Below are 16,099 nucleotides of genomic sequence, written 5' to 3' on the forward strand. Positions count from 1 at the left end.
GGGTACGCACCGGGACAGCGCTGCGGACAGCCCGACGAGGTACGCCCACACGGTGATCACGGTGCAAACCTGCAGCGATCACCGCCCTCCCCATCGAGGACGGCGGGTACACCTCGCCGGACATCACGGCCCGGCCACCGGGTCCGGCCGGGGTCCGAACCCCACCTTGGCACTGTAGGTCGCCGCGACGCCGGGTGAAAGAGACTCCCCGTGGCCACAGCGTGGGCCCCGACGACGCTCTGTCAGGGGTGCCCCGGTCAGTTCGTCGGATCCCCCAGCAGCGCGTCGACGAATGCCTCCGGATCGAACGGCGCGAGGTCGTCGGGCCCTTCCCCGAGACCGACCAGCTTCACCGGCACGCCGAGTTCCCGCTGGACCGCGATCACGATGCCACCCTTGGCGGTCCCGTCGAGCTTGGTGAGCACGATGCCCGTGATGTCCACCGCCCGGGTGAACACCCGGGCCTGTTCCACGGCGTTCTGCCCGGTCGTCGCGTCGAGGACGAGCAGAACCTCGTCCACGGGACCGATCTTGGTCACCACACGTTTGATCTTGACGAGCTCGTCCATGAGCCCGGCCTTCGTGTGCAGGCGCCCGGCTGTGTCCACTACCACGGCGTCCGCTCCGACACCGATCCCTCGTTTGGCGGCCTCGAAGGCGACCGACGCCGGATCTCCACCCTCGGCCCCGCGCACCGTCTGCGCGCCGACCCTGCTCCCCCACGTCTCCAGCTGGTCGGCGGCGGCGGCCCGGAAGGTGTCGGCCGCGCCCAGCACCACCGTGCGGTCGTCCGCCACCAGCAGACGGGCAATTTTTCCGCAGGTCGTGGTCTTACCGGTGCCGTTCACCCCGACAACGAGGATGTTCGCGGGCCGGCCGTCCGCGGCCGCGTGCAGCGTGCGGTCCGTGCTGGTACCGATCTGGGCGAGCAGCTCGTCCCGCAGCAGCGCACGCACATCCTCAGGCCGCCGGGCGCCGAGAACCTTGACCTTCGTGCGCAGCGACGCGACCAGCTCCTGGGTAGGTATCACGCCCACATCGGCGACCAGCAGGGTCGTCTCGACGTCGTCCCAGGCCTCGTCATCAAGGTTGTCCCGCGACAACAGCAGCAGGAGGCCGCGGCCCAGGCTGTTCTGGGACCGCGCGAGCCGTTCCCGCAGGCGGACCAACCGGCCCGCGGCCGGGGCCGGTACCTCCAGTTGGGCTTCCCGTTCGAGTTCCAGTTCGTACAGTTCGGCCTCGGCCTCGGCCTCAGCCTCAGCCTCAGCCTCAGCCTCAGCCTCAGCCTCAGCCTCGGGGATATCGACGGTCTCGACCGTCCGCCGGGGTGTGTCCCGTGGGATCTCGGCGTCGTCACCCACCCCGGGCCGGTAGTCCACGCCCGGATGCGGCCGGGCGCGGGTGGGCGGGATTCGACGTCGGCGCCGGGTGCCCAGCACCAAGCCGGCGGACGCGACAAGACCGAACACGACGATCGCGATGATGATGAGGACGTACTCCACGCCTCCGATCCTGACAGACCAGACGGTGGCTTACTCAGGCCGAAGCGTGTTCAGGCCGAAGCGCGTTCCCGGAGCCGCTGACTGATCACCGTGGTGACTCCGTCCCCACGCATCGACACACCGTAGAGCGCGTCCGCGATCTCCATCGTCCGTTTCTGGTGGGTGATGATAATCAACTGAGATTTCTCCCGCAGACCTTCCAACGCCTCCAGCAGCCGACCGAGGTTGCGGTCGTCAAGAGCGGCCTCAACCTCGTCCAACACGTAGAAGGGCGACGGCCGGGCGCGAAAGATCGCGAGCAGCAGGGCGATCGCCGTCAGCGAACGCTCACCGCCTGACAACAGCGACAGACGCTTGACCTTCTTGCCCGGTGGCCGCGCCTCCACCTCGATTCCGGTGGTGAGCATGTCATCGGGATCGGTGAGCACGAGCCGGCCCTCACCACCGGGGAACAGCGTCGCGAAAACGATCTCGAACTCACGCGCAGTGTCCTCGAACGCCGCGCGAAAGACATCCCGAACCCGCTCGTCGACCTCGGCGACGACCAGCAGAAGATCACGACGGGTGTTCTTGATGTCGTCGAGCTGCGTCGACAGGAACGACGCACGCTCCGTCAGCGCCTCGAACTCCTCAAGCGCGAGCGGGTTGACCTTACCCAGCCGGGCGAGTTGCCGTTCGGCCGCGACCGCCCGCGCCGACTGCTCGGCCCGATCGAACGCGACGGTCTCGCCGTCGGGGGTGTCCGGCGGCACGGGAACGTGCGGTCCGTACTCGTTGACAAGATCGTCGGCTGCGATGCCGTGCTCCTCGAACGCCTTGGTCTCCAGCGTCTCCACCCGCAGGCGCTTCTCCGCGCGGGCGAGCTCGTCGCGATGGACGTCATCGCGCAGCGCGGCAAGCTCGGCGGCCCGTGTCCGGACCTGTTCGCGGACCGCGGTCAGATCGGACTCGGTCTGCCGGCGAAGCGCGTCGACGCGTCGGCGTTCGGTGTCGGCGGCGACCAGGGAGTGCTCCAGTGCCGCGAGGGCGTGACCGGCGGCGTCGGCCACGGCCGCGGCAACGGTCGCCTGCCGCTCCCGGATCTCCCGTCGCCGGGCCGCCGCCAGCCGCGCGGCCCGTTCGTTCGCGGCGGACCGCACCAGCGCGTCCGCACGGCCGGCCAGCGCCCGGGCCCGTTCCTCGCTGGTACGCACCGCTAGGCGGGCCTCGACCTCCTCGCCGCGCACGGCCGCGGTCGCGGCGGCAAGCCGGTCCCGCTGCTCCGGTGACCTCTCCCCGACGTCGGGTTCCGACGATGTCGCGGCCAGCGTCGCCTCCAGCTCGGCCAGAGCGCCGTATGCCTGGTCACGGGCGGTTTCAGCCTGTATCCGGACGCGTTCGAGACGTTCGACCTCCGCGGCCCCCGACCGGTTCACCCGCTCCAGCTGGGACAGCTGCTCGGACAACGCCCGGTAGCGGGCGTCCGCGCCGTGCAGCGCCGCCGACGCGTCGTCGATCCCGCCGCGGGCCCGTTTCACCTCCTCGCCTGCCGCGGCAATGGCCCCACGGGCACGTTCACCGTCGGCGGCGGCCTCAAGCATCCGGGACTCCGCCTCGTCCGCCGCGGCCCGCAGCTCCAGCAGGGAGGGCGCGCGTGCGCTGCCACCGATGGCGAATCCGGGCCCGATCACGTCACCGGACCGGGTGACCGCCCGGATGCCGGGATGCGCGCGGACGAGGTCAAGGGCGACCGCGAGGTCGGCGACAACCATGGTGGCGGCAAGCAGCCGCGCCACCCCCGCGGCATAGCGCGGGTCACTGACCCGGACGAGGTCCGCGGCCCGAACCCCACCGCGACGCGCGTCAGGTGGCAGGGCCGCGGTGGGATCTGCACCGGGCGCCCCAACGCCGGACCCGTCAACACCGGACCCGTCGACGACGAGCAGTGCCGCCCGCCCCGCGTCGACCGCGCGCAGCCACTCGAACGCGGCGCTGACATCCTCGACGGCGCCGACCGCCACGGCGTCGGCGGCCGGACCCAGTACGGCTGCGACGGCGGCCTCGGCCCCCGGCTCGACCGTCAGCACAGCCGCAAGGCGGCCCAGGACACCGGTGGGTCCCGTGGGTCCGGTGGGTCCCGTGGGTCCGTCCGGCTGGGCGGCAGCGGCGTCCAGCAGCGCGGCAGCGCCGTCCTTCGGCGTCAGCGACAGGGTGAGAGCCTCTCGCCGGGCCTGCCAGGAGGCCCGATCGCGTTCCGCGGAACGCTCCTGCGAACGCAGACTCTCCAACCGCGTTGTGGCCTCGGCATGGACCGCCACGGCCTCGGCGTGCCTCGACGCCAGCTCGGAGCGGGTCGTCTGGATCCGCGCGAGCTCCGAGCTCACAGTGACGCGCTGCTCGCTCGTTTCGCCGCCGCGGTATCGAGCGGCGTCCACCGCCTCGGACATCCGGACGATCTCAGTTTCGGCGCTGCTGGCACGGGACCGCGCGGCCTCCACCCGTCCGGCCAGCCGGGCCAGGTTCTCCCGCCGGCTCGACGCCTCTCGCGCGGCAGCGATGAGCGCCTTTTCCTCACCGGCCAGCGCGGCTTCAAGCTCGGACCGGCGGGCGACGACCTCAGCGAGACTGTCGCGATCGGCATCCAACCGCACACCGAGAGCATTCTCCTGCTCCCGGACGGCCGCCGCCTCCTGTTCCAGCTGTTCGGGGTCTCGCCCACCGCGAGGTTCCTCCGCGCCGGAGCGCAGCAGCCGGACCCGTTCGGCCGCAAGTGACCGGGTACCCCGGATGCGTTCCCGCAGGGAGGCCAGGGCATGCCACACCTCGCCTGCGGCGACGGCCTGGGGGGTCACCGCGGCAAGCTCGGCCTCCAGGACCTGCTCACGCTGCTGACCGTCGGTATGGGCACGCCCGGCCGTGGTGAGACGGCTCCGCAGCGCTTCTTCGTCCCTGATGTCGGACGCGATGCCACCACGCGCCATGACGATGTCGTCGGCCAACAGGCGCAGCCGCGAGTCACGCACCGCCGCCTGGATGACGCCGGCCTTGCGGGCGATTTCCGCCTGCCGACCCAGCGGACCCAGCTGGCGCCGCAGTTCGGCGGACAGGTCGGTCAGGCGAGTGAGATTGGCGGCCATCGCCTCCAGCTTGCGCAGGGCTTTTTCCTTGCGCTTACGGTGCTTGAGGACACCGGCAGCTTCCTCCACAAAGGCGCGCCGGTCCTCCGGACGGGCGTGCAATACCGCGTCCAGCTGGCCCTGACCGACGATGACGTGCAGCTCACGGCCGATTCCGGAGTCGCTCATGAGCTCCTGGATGTCCAGCAGCCGACACGTGCTCCCGTTGATCGTGTATTCGCTCTCACCACTACGGAACATCAGGCGACCGACCGTCACCTCGCTGTAGTCGATGGGCAGGGCGCCGTCGGTGTTGTCGATGGTGAGCAGAACCTCGGCACGGCCCAGTGGTGGGCGCGACGGTGTGCCGGCGAAGATGACGTCCGACATCGTCCCGCCACGCAGTGCCTTCGCACCCTGCTCGCCGAGTACCCATGCCATCGCGTCGACGACGTTGCTCTTACCGGAGCCGTTCGGCCCCACAACGCAGGTGATGCCGGGTTCGAGGTGCAGGGTCGTCGAACTCGCGAACGACTTGAAACCCCGCAGGGTGAGGCTCTTGAGATGCACCTGTCTCCGGAGCTGTCGGAGTGGACGCGGGCCGCTGGCACCGACGGACGATCAGACAGCAACGATACCGCCCGCCAGGCGCCTGATTCGGCGAATGGGGCCCTGGCAGCACGAAGGGACGTTCCCCACAAGGAGAAACGTCCCTTAACTCCCGCTACGGATTCGGGAGGATCAGGTCAGCGCGGGCTCTGCTTCAAGCGCGCGAAGTTCGTCAGAGACATCAACGCCTTCAAGTGCATCGTTAAGAGCACGGGAACGCGCGAGCTCATCTTCCAGTTCTGCTACACGTGCACGAAGTCGGCGTACCTCATACGACAAACGAATATCGTTGCCAGAGCCGACGTGGCCGAAAAGGGCCTTCGCCATGATGGTGGTCCTCCACGATGAGTGACCGAGCGGGTGCGGGGCGCGCTGCGACCTGGTCGATGGAACCGAAACAGATCACACGACGCGCCAGACAATGAACTCAGGATCGCACGCCAAGTGGCCGAAAGTCAAGACGATGCCATACCCCGGCGGCAGCCGATGGCATTTTGTCGAGATGAGGACACCTCGTCGTCGGCTGGTCGTCGGCTGGTCGCCAGCCGATCGTCAGCTGGTCCTCGGCGGGCCGTCGGCCGACCGGTCGTCGATCCGGCTCATTTCCGGGTGAAATTTGACAGATCGCCCTGTGCGTGCGACCAGGAGAAGGTCACCTGGGTCGTCACACCCGGCGTATGGCCGGCCCGCAGCATCTCCAGCAGCGCCTGGCATGCCGCTCGCGGGCCCTCCACGACGACCTCGACCCGACCGTCGGTGAGATTGGTCGCCGAGCCCACCAGACCGAGCCGCCGCCCGCGGGACCGGACATAGGCCCGAAAGCCAACCCCCTGAACCGTTCCTGACACCCACGCCGTCAGGCGGGCCGGCGGGCCGGACCCGGCCGACGTATCATGATCATCACGATCTGCCGGCTCTACGGGAACATCGCGCATAGGCACGATAGGGTACCGAGCCATTGTGGATACCATGCCTTCTCCTCGATCCCGTCGGTTCCGGGTGCGCCTTCCCCGCAGCCGGCATGCCATGATGATATTGGTCAGCGCCATCGTCATCCCGGCGACGCTGTCGCTCACCGGCTGCGGCCAAAGTGTTCGGCAGGACGCCGGCATCCTGCCGGTGCCCCAGGCCAGCACCCAGGGCCTCCGCAGTGCCACACCGGCACCGGCGCCAGCCGCCCCAACCGAGATCATCGAGCCGGGCTACGCCCCACCCCGCACCTCCGGTCCCACTCAGACCGCGGTACCGAACATCCCCGGCGGCAAGTTGTAAAGAACGTTTCCCCCGGAATGCGGCTCCGCCGCCGTCCGGGGGAAGCTACCAACGGGCGTTTCTCGGCCGTGGCTGACAGCGTGGGCAGGTGAAACTCGACCGATTCATGAAGGCGTCCCGGCGGACCGGCGTCTGGCATCGCGAGCACGGCTGGCCGGTCCGCCCATAGACCTCAAGCGAGCGGTCGAACAGGCCGCTCACACCGTTGACCGACACGTAAAGCGAGTCGAAGGACGTCCCGCCCGCGCGCAGCGCCGCGACGAGGACCTCACGTGCCGCGTCCAACAACCGGCCGAGCTCACCGCGGGTCAGGGTCTCGGTCGGACGCGCATAGTGCAGTCGCGCCCGCCACAGGGATTCGTCGGCATAGATGTTGCCGATGCCGCTGACCAACTTCTGATCAAGTAACGCGCGTTTGATTCCGGTCCGGCGCCGGCCGATGGCCGCGATGAACCCGGCATCGGAAAAGCCCGGGTCGAGGACATCCAGTGCGATATGCGCGATCGGCTCCGGGACACCCGCGCCGGTGGGGACGACCGCGAGACCGCCGAAGGTGCGCTGATCGACGAATCGCAGTTCCCGACCGGCGTCGGAGAACGTGAAGCGGATTCGGAGGTGGGTCTCGGGGGGTTTGTCCGCGGGCACCACCAGAAGCTGACCACTCATCCCGAGATGACCGAGCAGCGCCATGGCGCCGCCGAGCTCCAACCACAGATATTTCCCGCGCCGACGCGCGGCGACGATCGTGTGGCCCGCAAGCACCGCCGCGAAGTCAGCGGCCCCCGCGGCATGACGCCGTACCGCCCGGGGGTGCGCGACCGCGACGGTCGCGATCGTCCGACCGACCAACGCCCGTTCAAGACCGAGCCGGACGACTTCGACCTCGGGAAGCTCGGGCATCGCGACGCGCTCGACGGCCGGTCAGCGGTTACCCGTGCGCACCGGCGTGTCGGATCGGCCGTCCACCGGGCCGCCGTCCACCGGATCGCCGTCCACCGGATCGCCGTCCACCGGGCCGCTGTCCACCGGATCGTCGTCACGACTCGACTCGTCTGGGTCACGCGGGTCGGCCGACCGTTCCTCCAACGTCTGGAAGGCCGCGGCGGCGGCACGCTGCTCGGCCTCCTTCTTGCTCCCGCCATCACCGTGGCCGAGGACTTCCCCGGCCACGACTGCGCGGGCGACGAACCGCTTGGCATGGTCCGGTCCGAACTCGTCCACCTCGTACTCGGGCGGGCCCAGCAACAGCAGTGCGGTCCGTTCCTGCAACGAGGTCTTCCAGTCCAGCCCGGCGCCCCGACCGGCGGCCACGTCCAGCAGCGGGTCGAACAGGCGGTGGACGAACTCGGACGCGACCTGCAGGCCGCCCAACCCACCGGTCGATAGGTACACTGCGCCGATCAGCGCCTCCAGGGTGTCGGCGAGGATGCTCGCCTTGTCCCGACCTCCGGTGCTCTCCTCACCGCGGCCCAGCAGCAGGTACGGGCCGATGCCGTGCTCCCCCAGAGCACGGGCGACCTCGGCGAGGGCACGCATGTTGACCACGGACGCGCGCTGTTTGGCGAGCTGCCCCTCGGGCAGGTCCGGATGGCGGTGGAACAGGGCGTCGGTGACGACAAGACCCAGGACGGAGTCGCCGAGGAACTCCAACCGCTCGTTGGTCGGCAGGCCACCCTGCTCGTAGGCGTAGGAGCGGTGCGTGAGAGCCCGTTCGAGCAGGTCGACGTCGACCGGAACACCGAGGGCGGTCACGAGGCCGTCCCTGGGCGCCGGCAGCGCCACGCCGCGGGTCATGCCGACAACCCGGCGCGGACCCGGCGGTGCGTGACGAGGTCGGCGAGGGCCGCGCGCTGGTGGCACACCCAGCCGGCCCGGTCCGCGGCGGACGCATCGGCAATCGCGAACGCGACTCCCGCCGCGGTCTGGCCGGACCGACCATCCACTACGACCACGATCCCGTCGACACCAACCACGAATGTCCCCTCCCGCAGATGCCACCCCGGCGACGCTCGCGGTAGCTGACCAACAGGCGCTGGCTGACCGACAGCCTGCACAACCGCCCGCAGACCCGATACCAGGACCGCCCCGGTGAAACCGTCACTGACCACGACGTCAACCTCGCCACCGGCCACGACCGTGGCTGCACCGACGCCACCGACGAAGTCGAGCCCCAGCTCGGTGATGAGTTCACCGGCGTTCATCAACACACCGGTGCCCCCACGCGATCGGTCCGGATGAGCCGGCGGGGCCGGATGGCCCGGATCCGCGGACAGCAGCCCGATCCTGGGACGCGCCACCTGTAGGCAGATTGTGGCGTAGACCGATCCGGTGACCGCACACTGGGTGAGCTGGTCGGCGCTGATGCCGGCGTCGGTGACCGCGCCCGCATCCAGCAGGACCGCCGCCCCAGGCGAAGCGTCGACGACCACGGCAAGCGCAGGCCTGCTGGCCCCGGGAAGCGGACCGAGGGTGAACGCCGCCGCGGCCACAGCCGCGGCCGCCGGACCAGCCGACACCATCGCGTCGACGGCACCATCCCTGATCAGGCGGGCCGCGACCCGCACCGTGGCGTCCCGCCTCGACCGCACCGCACGGACGGCGTCCGCGTCGGGACCGACCGCATGGGACGCCTCGACGATCCGCAGCCGGTCCCCGCTTTCCAGACCGTACGCGCGCATCAGCGGCTCGGCGGTCCGGGCCGGGCCGACCAGGCTGACAGCCAAGGTCGGGTCAGCGACGAGCGCACGCCGCACGCCGTCGACGACCGATGCCGGTGCGCCATCACCACCGAGTAGATCGACCGCTACGTGTGTCACACCACTTAGACGTCGATGACCTGTCGATCGTTGTACCGGCCGCAGGTCGGGCAGACCGTGTGCGGCCGGACCACGTGACCACGCGGGCACGTGGCCAGGGCTGGGACCTTCGCTTTCCACTGGGCCCGCCGGGAGCGGGTGTTGCTGCGCGAGGTCCGACGCTTCGGGACGGCCACTAGTCCTTCTCCTTATTATCGATCGCTGCCGGGTTCTCGACCTGCGATGGGTTCTCGACCAGCGATGGCAGTGCTGCCCACCGAGGGTCGACCCGTTCATGGGTATGGTCGGGCTCAAGGTCGTCCAGTCGCGCTCCGCAGTCAACGCACAGACCAGCGCAGTCCGGCCGGCAGCAGGGCGACAGCGGCAGGCTGAGTACCAGTGCGTCACGCAGCGCCGGCACGAGATCGAGATGGTCGTTGACGACCTGTTGGCAGTCGTCATCATCGGCGTTGTCCACGACCCTGTCCGGGTAGTAGAACAATTCTCGGATGTCGACCGTCGCCTCGTCCTCGAACGGGTCGAGGCAACGCGAGCACTCACCCGCCAACGGCGTGGACGCAGTGCCGCTGACGAGCACACCTTCCATCACGGCTTCCAGCCGGAGGTCCAACTCGATGAGCGCGCCCGGCGGGACATTGATCATTTCAGTCCCCAGCCCCGCGGGTGCCGGCACCCGGGTCACGACGTGCTTCATCGAACCCGCGCGACGGCTCAGCTCGCGAATGTCGAGCACGAGCGGACCACGGGGGCTCCGGCGGCGCGATGGCGGCACGGTCATGGGTGGAGTGTCTGTAGTTGCCACGAAAATACTGGATTCACAATTCTCGAACGTCACAGGTTGCTTGAACGTCACAGGTTGATGATTCAGGTACGCGCAGATCCGGTTGTTCGTCAAGCCGGCTGCCCGCCAATCCGACACAGACTACCAGTCTATCCGATCGTCCAGACTGGCAGCGATTCGATCATCGCGGTCCCGCGGGCCGGGCGGCGGGGGGGCCAATCGTGCGCGGCCACGGGTAACCGAGGCCAGAGTCCTGGACAGGATCACCTCGAAGGCCGCCAGCTTCCCGTCGACATAGGTGTCGAACTCCGACCGCGCGGCATCCGCCGCGTCCCGCGCCTGGGTCAGCATCTGCTCGGCCTCGGCCTCGGCCCGGCGGACGATGTCGGTGTCGGTGGCGATCCGGTGCCGCTCCCGGCGTGCGTCGTCGAGGATGCCGTCCCGCTCAGCCAGAATTCGCCTGGCCTGGGCGATCTCCGCCGGCAGTTGACCGCGCAGGTCCTCCAGCGCGGTCAGCAGCTCGGTACGGTTGAGGATGCAGGACGCCGACAGCGGGATTCCCCGCGCATCAAGGACCATGGCGACAATCGCCTCGAGGGCACCATGGAGATCTGCCATAGGCGGCAGACTATGACGGTACGCCCTCCATTACCGGGAGTGACACGGCTACTGCGCGAGACGCTCGCGCAACTGTTTGAGCACGAGGTCCGGCACCAGCCCCGACACGTCCCCGCCGTAGGTCGCGACCTCCTTGACCAGGCTTGACGACAGGAAGGCGTACTGCGGGTTCGTGCTCATGAACAGGGTTTCGACGCCCGCGAGCGAGTGGTTCATCTGCGCCATCTGCAGCTCGTAGTCGAAGTCGCTGACGGCCCGCAGGCCCTTGACGATGGCCTGGATACCGCGGGCGCGGCAGAAGTCGACGAGCAGGCCGTGGGAGGACTCGACCACCACGTTGGAATGCTCGCGCGCCGCCTCACGGATCAGCTCGATCCGCTCGTCCACCGTGAAGAGGTTGGCCTTGTTCTTGTTGATGAGCACGGCTACGACAACCTCGTCGAAGAGCCGGCTGGCACGACCGATGATGTCAAGGTGACCATTGGTGACCGGGTCGAAGGAACCGGGACAGACAGCCTTTCTCATGATCCAGAACCGTACCAGAGGACCCCCTCGCCGTACGTCCGATTACGTACAGTAACCATGCCATCCGGCCACCCGGGCGGCTCGCTGCGGCGCGATCGCTCCACCACGCACAGACCATCCGGATACAGCCAGGAATGGGAATGCAGGCGAGTAAGCACGGTCGTCAACGCTACGTCAGAAAGATTATACGGAGGGTCTAGAAACACCACGTCGAAAGCATGCCCCGGTGTGGCCTCCACCACACGTTGGACGGGTTGGCAGACGATCTCCGCACCGACGAGCCCGAGGGTCGCCGCGTTCGCGCGCAGCGTCCGCACGGCAACCTGCGACTGATCGACCAGCAGGGCGTGGCAGGCCCCCCTCGACAGCGCTTCGAACCCGACCGCGCCACTGCCGGCATAGAGATCGGCGAACCGCGCGCCGCGCAACTCCACTATCGACGCAAGCGTGTTGAACAGACCTTCCCGCGCCCGGTCGGATGTCGGACGGGTCCGCTCCCCCGGCGGCACCCGGATGGGCCGCCCGCGTGCGACACCGCCGATGATCCTGGTCAACCCTTCTCCAGATATGCGGCTGTGGTCTCGTCGAGCGTCGCCGCGAGCGCCGCGGCCAGGCCCGGATGCGCCGACAGTTCCGGATCGGCGCGTACCAGGGCGGTAGCCTCGTCCCGCGCGGACAGGATGAGGTCCTCATCCTTGAGCAGCTCCAGCAGGCGCAGGGCCCGGCGGCCACCGGACTGGGCCGCGCCCAGCACGTCGCCCTCGCGCCGCTGCGCGAGGTCCAGCCGGGCGAGCTGCGCACCGTCGGAGGTGGCAGCCACCGCGGCCAGACGCTCCCAGGCGGGCGACCCAGGCTCGGCGTCGGTGTACAGCAGGCACCATCCCGGCGCGCTGCCACGCCCAACCCGGCCGCGCAGCTGGTGCAGCTGGGATATGCCGAAACGGTCGGCATCGGCCACGACCATCACGGTCGCGTTGGGCACGTCGACCCCGACCTCGATCACTGTGGTGGCCACGAGAACATCGATGTCCCCCGCTGCGAACCTCGTCATGACCCGGTCCTTGTCCTCCGGGTGCAAACGGCCGTGCAGCGCGGCGACCCGGAGCCCGGCAAGCTCCACATCCCGCAGCGCGGGGAGCACATCGAGAACGGCGGCACTCGGCCGGCGCCCGCCCTCGGTCGCGCCGTCGGCAGTGGCGTCGGCGTCGGCGTCGGCGTCGGGGTCGGGGCCAGCGGGGTCGGGGTCGGCGGGGTCCTCGCCGATCCTCGGGCAGACGACGTATGCCTGATGGCCGGCGGCGACCTCATCCCGGATGCGGCCCCACATCCGGTCCGTCCAGACCTCGTTGGCCGCGGGCACGACGAAGGTGGCGATCGGCGAGCGGCCGGCGGGAAGCTCGGTCAACGTGGAGACTTCCAGATCACCGAAGACGGTCATCGCGACCGTGCGCGGGATCGGCGTGGCCGTCATCACCAACAGGTGCGGCGGGCGGTCGGACCGGGACCGCAGCACGTCCCGCTGCTCGACCCCGAAACGGTGCTGCTCGTCCACGACCACCAGAGCGAGGTCGCGGAAGGTCACCGATTCTTCGAGGAGCGCATGCGTGCCCACCACCAGACCGGCGCTGCCGTCCGCCACGGCCGCGAGCGCCTCGCGCCGCGCCCTCAACCCGAGGGAACCCGTCACCAGGGCGATCCTGGTCGCACCCGGCGCGGCATCGAGTTCGCCGGCCCGCCCCAACGGACCGAGCAGGTCACGCAGGCTGCGCAGATGCTGGGCGGCGAGCGTCTCGGTGGGCGCCAGGAGTACCGCCTGACCGCCCGCGTCGACGGCGGTGAGCATGGCCCGCAACGCCACCACCGTCTTGCCGGAACCGACCTCACCCTGCAGCAGCCGGTGCATGGGGAACGGCCGGGCGATCTCGGTCGCGATGGTCTCGCCGACCGTGCGCTGCCCGGCGGTCAGCGCAAACGGCACTGTCGCGTCGAACGCGGCCAGCAGGCCGTCAGGCCCGGCGTGCCGTGCGGTCGCCGCGGTCTGCTCGTTGTCGAACCGACGCTGCGCGAGCGCGACCTGCAGGATGAGAGCCTCGTCCCACTTGAGCCGGGCCCGGCCGCGAGTGACGTCCGCCCACGATGACGGCTGGTGAACCAGACTGTAGGCGTCGAGCAGCCCGACCAACCGGTGCTCGGACCGGATGGCCGCGGGGAGCGGATCCTCGATCTCGGTGAGATCGGAGAGGACCATCCGCACGCACTTGGCGATCGTCCAGTTGGGGATCTTCATTGCCGACGGATAGATCGGGACGAGGCCGCCGGCAAAGCCCTCCGCGCCGTCGCACCCCTGCGCATCGGCGATCTCGGCGTCGAGCAGTTGCACCTCGGGATTGGTCAGCTGCCGCCGACCGCGGAACTCCTCCACCTTGCCGGCGAACAGCGCGGTGACGCCGCTGCGCAGGTCGCGCGTCTGCCGGACCTGATTGAAGAACACCACCAGCAGGCTGTGCCGGCCGTCGGTCACCGTGACCGTCAGCATGGAACGCCGGCGCTCCCGCATCGGACGCCGCTCTGCGCTGACGACCTGCGCCTGCACGGTCACCACCTCCCCGACCGTCAGGTTCGCGAGATCGGTCAGCTCGCCGCGTTCCTCATAGCGGCGGGGCAGATGCGCGAGCAGGTCGCCGGCCGTCTCCAGGCCGAGGGCATCGGCGAGCATGATCGCCGTTTTCTCTCCCAGCACGTCCCGAAGCCGCGTCGTCTGGTCGATCACACCCTCGATCCTGCCCGACGGCACCGACAACTTTGCGACCCCACACCCACTCGAATCCGTCCGGGACAATCGCCGACCGGCTGTCGCGAAGGTCACATACCGTCCATTCTGGTCGTAGGCCAAAAAAGACCGCAAAAATGTAACAATCAGTGATGAGAGGCCGCTGGAATGTCACAGACCGTTCCGAGCCCACATGGTCTTCCGTTCCCCGTGCAGCCCCGTCTCCCCGGCGATCCCGAACCAGATCTCGAGCTCTACCGCCTCACCCACCGGGCGATCGTGCGCGAGGCCGGTGAGCTGGCCACGCTCGGGCGACGACTGGCGAGGGACGGCAGCCCGTTCACGGCCCGGCAGGCGCGCACCCTGCGGACGTTCGCCCGGGTGTTCGTCGATGACCTGCACCGCCACCACCGGGCCGAGGACGAGCTCGGCTGGCCTCTCATCAGCGCCTGCGCACCGGACTGCCCCGACCTCACGCCGTTGACCCGCGACCACGCCGACGCCGCCCCGGTCATCGACGAGCTCTGGGCGACGGTCCGACGCCTGGCCGCCGACCCCGCCTCCACCGCTGCCCGCACGGATCTGGCCGGCGTGGCGCAGACATTGCGCGACATGCTGGAACGGCACATCGCGGCGGAGGAACGGATCGTCTTCCCGGTGATTCTCGCGCACATGTCGGCACGGGATTTCACCCGCTGGGACAAACTGGCCGACCGCGATCTGCCCATGCGTGACCTGTGGGTACTCATCCCGTCGACAGTCCGGTCCGCGGACCCGGCGGACGTCGCCCGGGTCACCGCGAAGGCGCCCTGGCTGTTCCGCCTCGCGCTGCGCCTGTTCGGCCGATACTACGACCGCAGACATCGCCTCGTCTTCGGCTGACCTCGATCATTCATCGGTGCGGAGCAGGCCCACGACGGTGACGGGACGCCGGTGGGGTAGCCTCGGGAGACTGCCGCACACGCGGCATCATCATCACCTTCTTCCGGCGGAGTGTTCTCGTGTCTTCGGTGTGTGACGTCTGCGGCAAGGGGCCGGGCTTCGGTATGTCGGTCTCCCACTCCCACCGGCGCACCCGGCGGCGCTGGAACCCCAACATCCAGACTGTGCACGCGCTCGTGGGCAAGACGCCCAAGCGCCTCAACGTGTGCACCTCCTGCATCAAGGCCGGCAAGGTGACCAGGGCATAGCAGCTGTCGGCGGCGCGCCGGCGGCGTTGCGCCAGGACCAGGCGTGGTCGACCGGGCCGATGCCGGCGCCGAGCGCGAAGCCGGCCGCCACCGCACCGGTAACGTAGGCCTTGGCCGCCCGCACCGCGTCGGGTACGTCCGACCCGCGGGCCAGGAACGACGCGACCGCGGACGCGAGGGTGCAACCGGTGCCGTGCGTGTGCCGGTTGTCATGTCGTGGTGCCCGGAGCAGGACGGTCTGCCTGCCGTCGGTGAGCAGGTCCACGGCGTCGCCGCGCAGGTGACCGCCCTTCACCAGCACCCAGCGTGGCCCGAGGGCGAGCACCGCCCGGGCCGCGGCCGGCATGTCGTCCTCGTCGTGCACGGCGACGCCGGTGAGCAGCTTCACCTCGTCCAGGTTCGGGGTCACCACGGTCGCCACCGGCAGTAGCCGGGTCCGGACGGTATCGACGGCCTCGGGCGCGAGCAGTGGATCGCCGTGCTTGGACACCCCGACCGGGTCGACCACGACCGCAACACCCCCGTCGGCGAGGTCTGCCAGCTCAGCTGCCACGGCCGCCACGATCCGCGGTGACGACAGCATCCCGGTCTTGACCGCGTCGACACCGATGTCGTCCACGACCGCCCGGATCTGCGCGACGACGGCGTCGGCCGGCAGGTCCCACACCCCGTGCACCCCCAGGGAGTTCTGGGCCGTCACCGCGGTCAGGGCGCTCATCCCGTGGACGCCGAGAGCCACCATGGTCTTCAGGTCGGCCTGGATGCCGGCGCCGCCGCCGGAGTCGGAGCCGGCGATCGTCAACACCCGGGGCGGGGACACAGCGGGCAGGACCATGGCAGGCGGAATCCTGGTGGACGGGGACACGGGCGCCACGCTATGCGCGAACCCGGCCGCATCAACAGCTGAATCAGTATCAACAG

General features: G+C 69.6%; 17 protein-coding genes. 3 read left to right on the top strand and 14 right to left on the bottom strand.

Annotated elements, in window-relative coordinates; translation table 11 throughout:
* Positions 1 to 257: 257 nt before the first annotated feature.
* The 4 genes from ftsY to U9979_RS20240 all read right to left on the bottom strand — a co-directional run bounded on the left by ftsY (position 258) and on the right by U9979_RS20240 (position 6,141).
* The gene (gene ftsY / locus U9979_RS20225; RefSeq protein WP_322780618.1) at positions 258 to 1,502 is read right to left on the bottom strand and encodes a signal recognition particle-docking protein FtsY; all 1,245 of its coding nucleotides are present in this window, start codon (positions 1,500 to 1,502) and stop codon (positions 258 to 260) included.
* 50 nt (positions 1,503 to 1,552) lie between these two features.
* Positions 1,553 to 5,167, bottom strand: a complete 3,615-nt coding sequence (gene smc, locus U9979_RS20230; RefSeq protein WP_322780619.1) for a chromosome segregation protein SMC — start codon at positions 5,165 to 5,167, stop codon at positions 1,553 to 1,555.
* A gap of 171 nt (positions 5,168 to 5,338) precedes the next feature.
* Positions 5,339 to 5,533, bottom strand: a complete 195-nt coding sequence (locus U9979_RS20235) for a hypothetical protein (RefSeq protein WP_322748316.1) — start codon at positions 5,531 to 5,533, stop codon at positions 5,339 to 5,341.
* 272 nt (positions 5,534 to 5,805) lie between these two features.
* Positions 5,806 to 6,141 (bottom strand): acylphosphatase, encoded by a 336-nt coding sequence (locus U9979_RS20240; protein ID WP_322748332.1) that lies wholly within the window; start codon positions 6,139 to 6,141, stop codon positions 5,806 to 5,808.
* A gap of 94 nt (positions 6,142 to 6,235) precedes the next feature.
* Here U9979_RS20240 and U9979_RS20245 point away from each other — a divergent pair, with 94 nt between their 5' ends.
* Positions 6,236 to 6,478: a hypothetical protein gene (locus U9979_RS20245; RefSeq protein WP_322748317.1), complete on the top strand. Its 243-nt coding sequence runs from the start codon at positions 6,236 to 6,238 to the stop codon at positions 6,476 to 6,478.
* A 45-nt stretch (positions 6,479 to 6,523) separates the two neighbouring features.
* Here U9979_RS20245 and mutM read toward each other — a convergent pair whose 3' ends face one another.
* The 9 genes from mutM to recG all read right to left on the bottom strand — a co-directional run bounded on the left by mutM (position 6,524) and on the right by recG (position 13,988).
* Complete coding sequence (gene mutM / locus U9979_RS20250; protein WP_322780620.1) at positions 6,524 to 7,378, bottom strand: bifunctional DNA-formamidopyrimidine glycosylase/DNA-(apurinic or apyrimidinic site) lyase; 855 nt, start codon at positions 7,376 to 7,378, stop codon at positions 6,524 to 6,526.
* A 21-nt stretch (positions 7,379 to 7,399) separates the two neighbouring features.
* Positions 7,400 to 8,272: a ribonuclease III gene (gene rnc, locus U9979_RS20255; protein ID WP_322780621.1), complete on the bottom strand. Its 873-nt coding sequence runs from the start codon at positions 8,270 to 8,272 to the stop codon at positions 7,400 to 7,402.
* Positions 8,269 to 9,294 carry a phosphate starvation-inducible protein PhoH gene (locus tag U9979_RS20260; protein WP_322780622.1) on the bottom strand — a complete coding sequence of 342 codons (1,026 nt, stop codon included), beginning with the start codon at positions 9,292 to 9,294 and terminating at the stop codon, positions 8,269 to 8,271. The genes rnc and U9979_RS20260 overlap by 4 nt, the downstream gene beginning before the upstream one ends.
* A 5-nt stretch (positions 9,295 to 9,299) precedes the next feature.
* Positions 9,300 to 9,470, bottom strand: coding sequence for a 50S ribosomal protein L32 (gene rpmF / locus U9979_RS20265; RefSeq protein ID WP_322748321.1), 171 nt, complete (start codon positions 9,468 to 9,470; stop codon positions 9,300 to 9,302).
* Positions 9,470 to 10,072: a YceD family protein gene (locus tag U9979_RS20270; RefSeq protein ID WP_322748322.1), complete on the bottom strand. Its 603-nt coding sequence runs from the start codon at positions 10,070 to 10,072 to the stop codon at positions 9,470 to 9,472. Before U9979_RS20270 ends, rpmF begins: the two co-directional genes overlap by 1 nt.
* A gap of 144 nt (positions 10,073 to 10,216) precedes the next feature.
* Positions 10,217 to 10,693 carry a hypothetical protein gene (locus tag U9979_RS20275; protein ID WP_322748323.1) on the bottom strand — a complete coding sequence of 159 codons (477 nt, stop codon included), beginning with the start codon at positions 10,691 to 10,693 and terminating at the stop codon, positions 10,217 to 10,219.
* A 48-nt stretch (positions 10,694 to 10,741) separates the two neighbouring features.
* Complete coding sequence (gene coaD, locus U9979_RS20280) at positions 10,742 to 11,218, bottom strand: pantetheine-phosphate adenylyltransferase (protein ID WP_322748324.1); 477 nt, start codon at positions 11,216 to 11,218, stop codon at positions 10,742 to 10,744.
* The gene (rsmD, locus tag U9979_RS20285; protein ID WP_322748325.1) at positions 11,215 to 11,772 is read right to left on the bottom strand and encodes a 16S rRNA (guanine(966)-N(2))-methyltransferase RsmD; all 558 of its coding nucleotides are present in this window, start codon (positions 11,770 to 11,772) and stop codon (positions 11,215 to 11,217) included. Before rsmD ends, coaD begins: the two co-directional genes overlap by 4 nt.
* Positions 11,769 to 13,988 carry an ATP-dependent DNA helicase RecG gene (gene recG, locus U9979_RS20290; protein ID WP_322780623.1) on the bottom strand — a complete coding sequence of 740 codons (2,220 nt, stop codon included), beginning with the start codon at positions 13,986 to 13,988 and terminating at the stop codon, positions 11,769 to 11,771. Before recG ends, rsmD begins: the two co-directional genes overlap by 4 nt.
* Before the next feature lie 168 nt (positions 13,989 to 14,156).
* Between recG and U9979_RS20295 the strand changes: the two genes are divergently transcribed.
* Positions 14,157 to 14,870 (top strand): hemerythrin domain-containing protein, encoded by a 714-nt coding sequence (locus tag U9979_RS20295; RefSeq protein WP_322780624.1) that lies wholly within the window; start codon positions 14,157 to 14,159, stop codon positions 14,868 to 14,870.
* 119 nt (positions 14,871 to 14,989) lie between these two features.
* Complete coding sequence (rpmB, locus tag U9979_RS20300) at positions 14,990 to 15,178, top strand: 50S ribosomal protein L28 (RefSeq protein WP_013874853.1); 189 nt, start codon at positions 14,990 to 14,992, stop codon at positions 15,176 to 15,178.
* On the opposite strand, the gene thiD is transcribed toward rpmB, so the two are convergent.
* Positions 15,150 to 16,013: a bifunctional hydroxymethylpyrimidine kinase/phosphomethylpyrimidine kinase gene (gene thiD / locus U9979_RS20305; RefSeq protein WP_322750649.1), complete on the bottom strand. Its 864-nt coding sequence runs from the start codon at positions 16,011 to 16,013 to the stop codon at positions 15,150 to 15,152. The two genes, rpmB and thiD, sit on opposite strands and share 29 nt — an antisense overlap.
* Between the last annotated feature and the right edge of the window lie 86 nt (positions 16,014 to 16,099).

The sequence above is a fragment of the Protofrankia sp. Cas4 genome (assembly GCF_963555915.1).
GTDB lineage: Bacteria > Actinomycetota > Actinomycetes > Frankiales > Frankiaceae > Protofrankia.

Bases quoted from the DNA above. Each gene is read 5' to 3' on its own strand.
- U9979_RS20235 (WP_322748316.1), bottom strand. From the start codon at position 5,533: ATGGCGAAGGCCCTTTTCGGCCACGTCGGCTCTGGCAACGATATTCGT.
- U9979_RS20240 (WP_322748332.1), bottom strand. From the start codon at position 6,141: ATGCGCGATGTTCCCGTAGAGCCGGCAGATCGTGATGATCATGATACG.
- U9979_RS20245 (WP_322748317.1), top strand. From the start codon at position 6,236: ATGATATTGGTCAGCGCCATCGTCATCCCGGCGACGCTGTCGCTCACC.
- mutM (WP_322780620.1), bottom strand. From the start codon at position 7,378: ATGCCCGAGCTTCCCGAGGTCGAAGTCGTCCGGCTCGGTCTTGAACGG.
- rnc (WP_322780621.1), bottom strand. From the start codon at position 8,272: ATGACCCGCGGCGTGGCGCTGCCGGCGCCCAGGGACGGCCTCGTGACC.
- U9979_RS20270 (WP_322748322.1), bottom strand. From the start codon at position 10,072: ATGACCGTGCCGCCATCGCGCCGCCGGAGCCCCCGTGGTCCGCTCGTG.
- U9979_RS20275 (WP_322748323.1), bottom strand. From the start codon at position 10,693: ATGGCAGATCTCCATGGTGCCCTCGAGGCGATTGTCGCCATGGTCCTT.
- coaD (WP_322748324.1), bottom strand. From the start codon at position 11,218: ATGAGAAAGGCTGTCTGTCCCGGTTCCTTCGACCCGGTCACCAATGGT.
- U9979_RS20295 (WP_322780624.1), top strand. From the start codon at position 14,157: ATGTCACAGACCGTTCCGAGCCCACATGGTCTTCCGTTCCCCGTGCAG.
- thiD (WP_322750649.1), bottom strand. From the start codon at position 16,013: ATGGTCCTGCCCGCTGTGTCCCCGCCCCGGGTGTTGACGATCGCCGGC.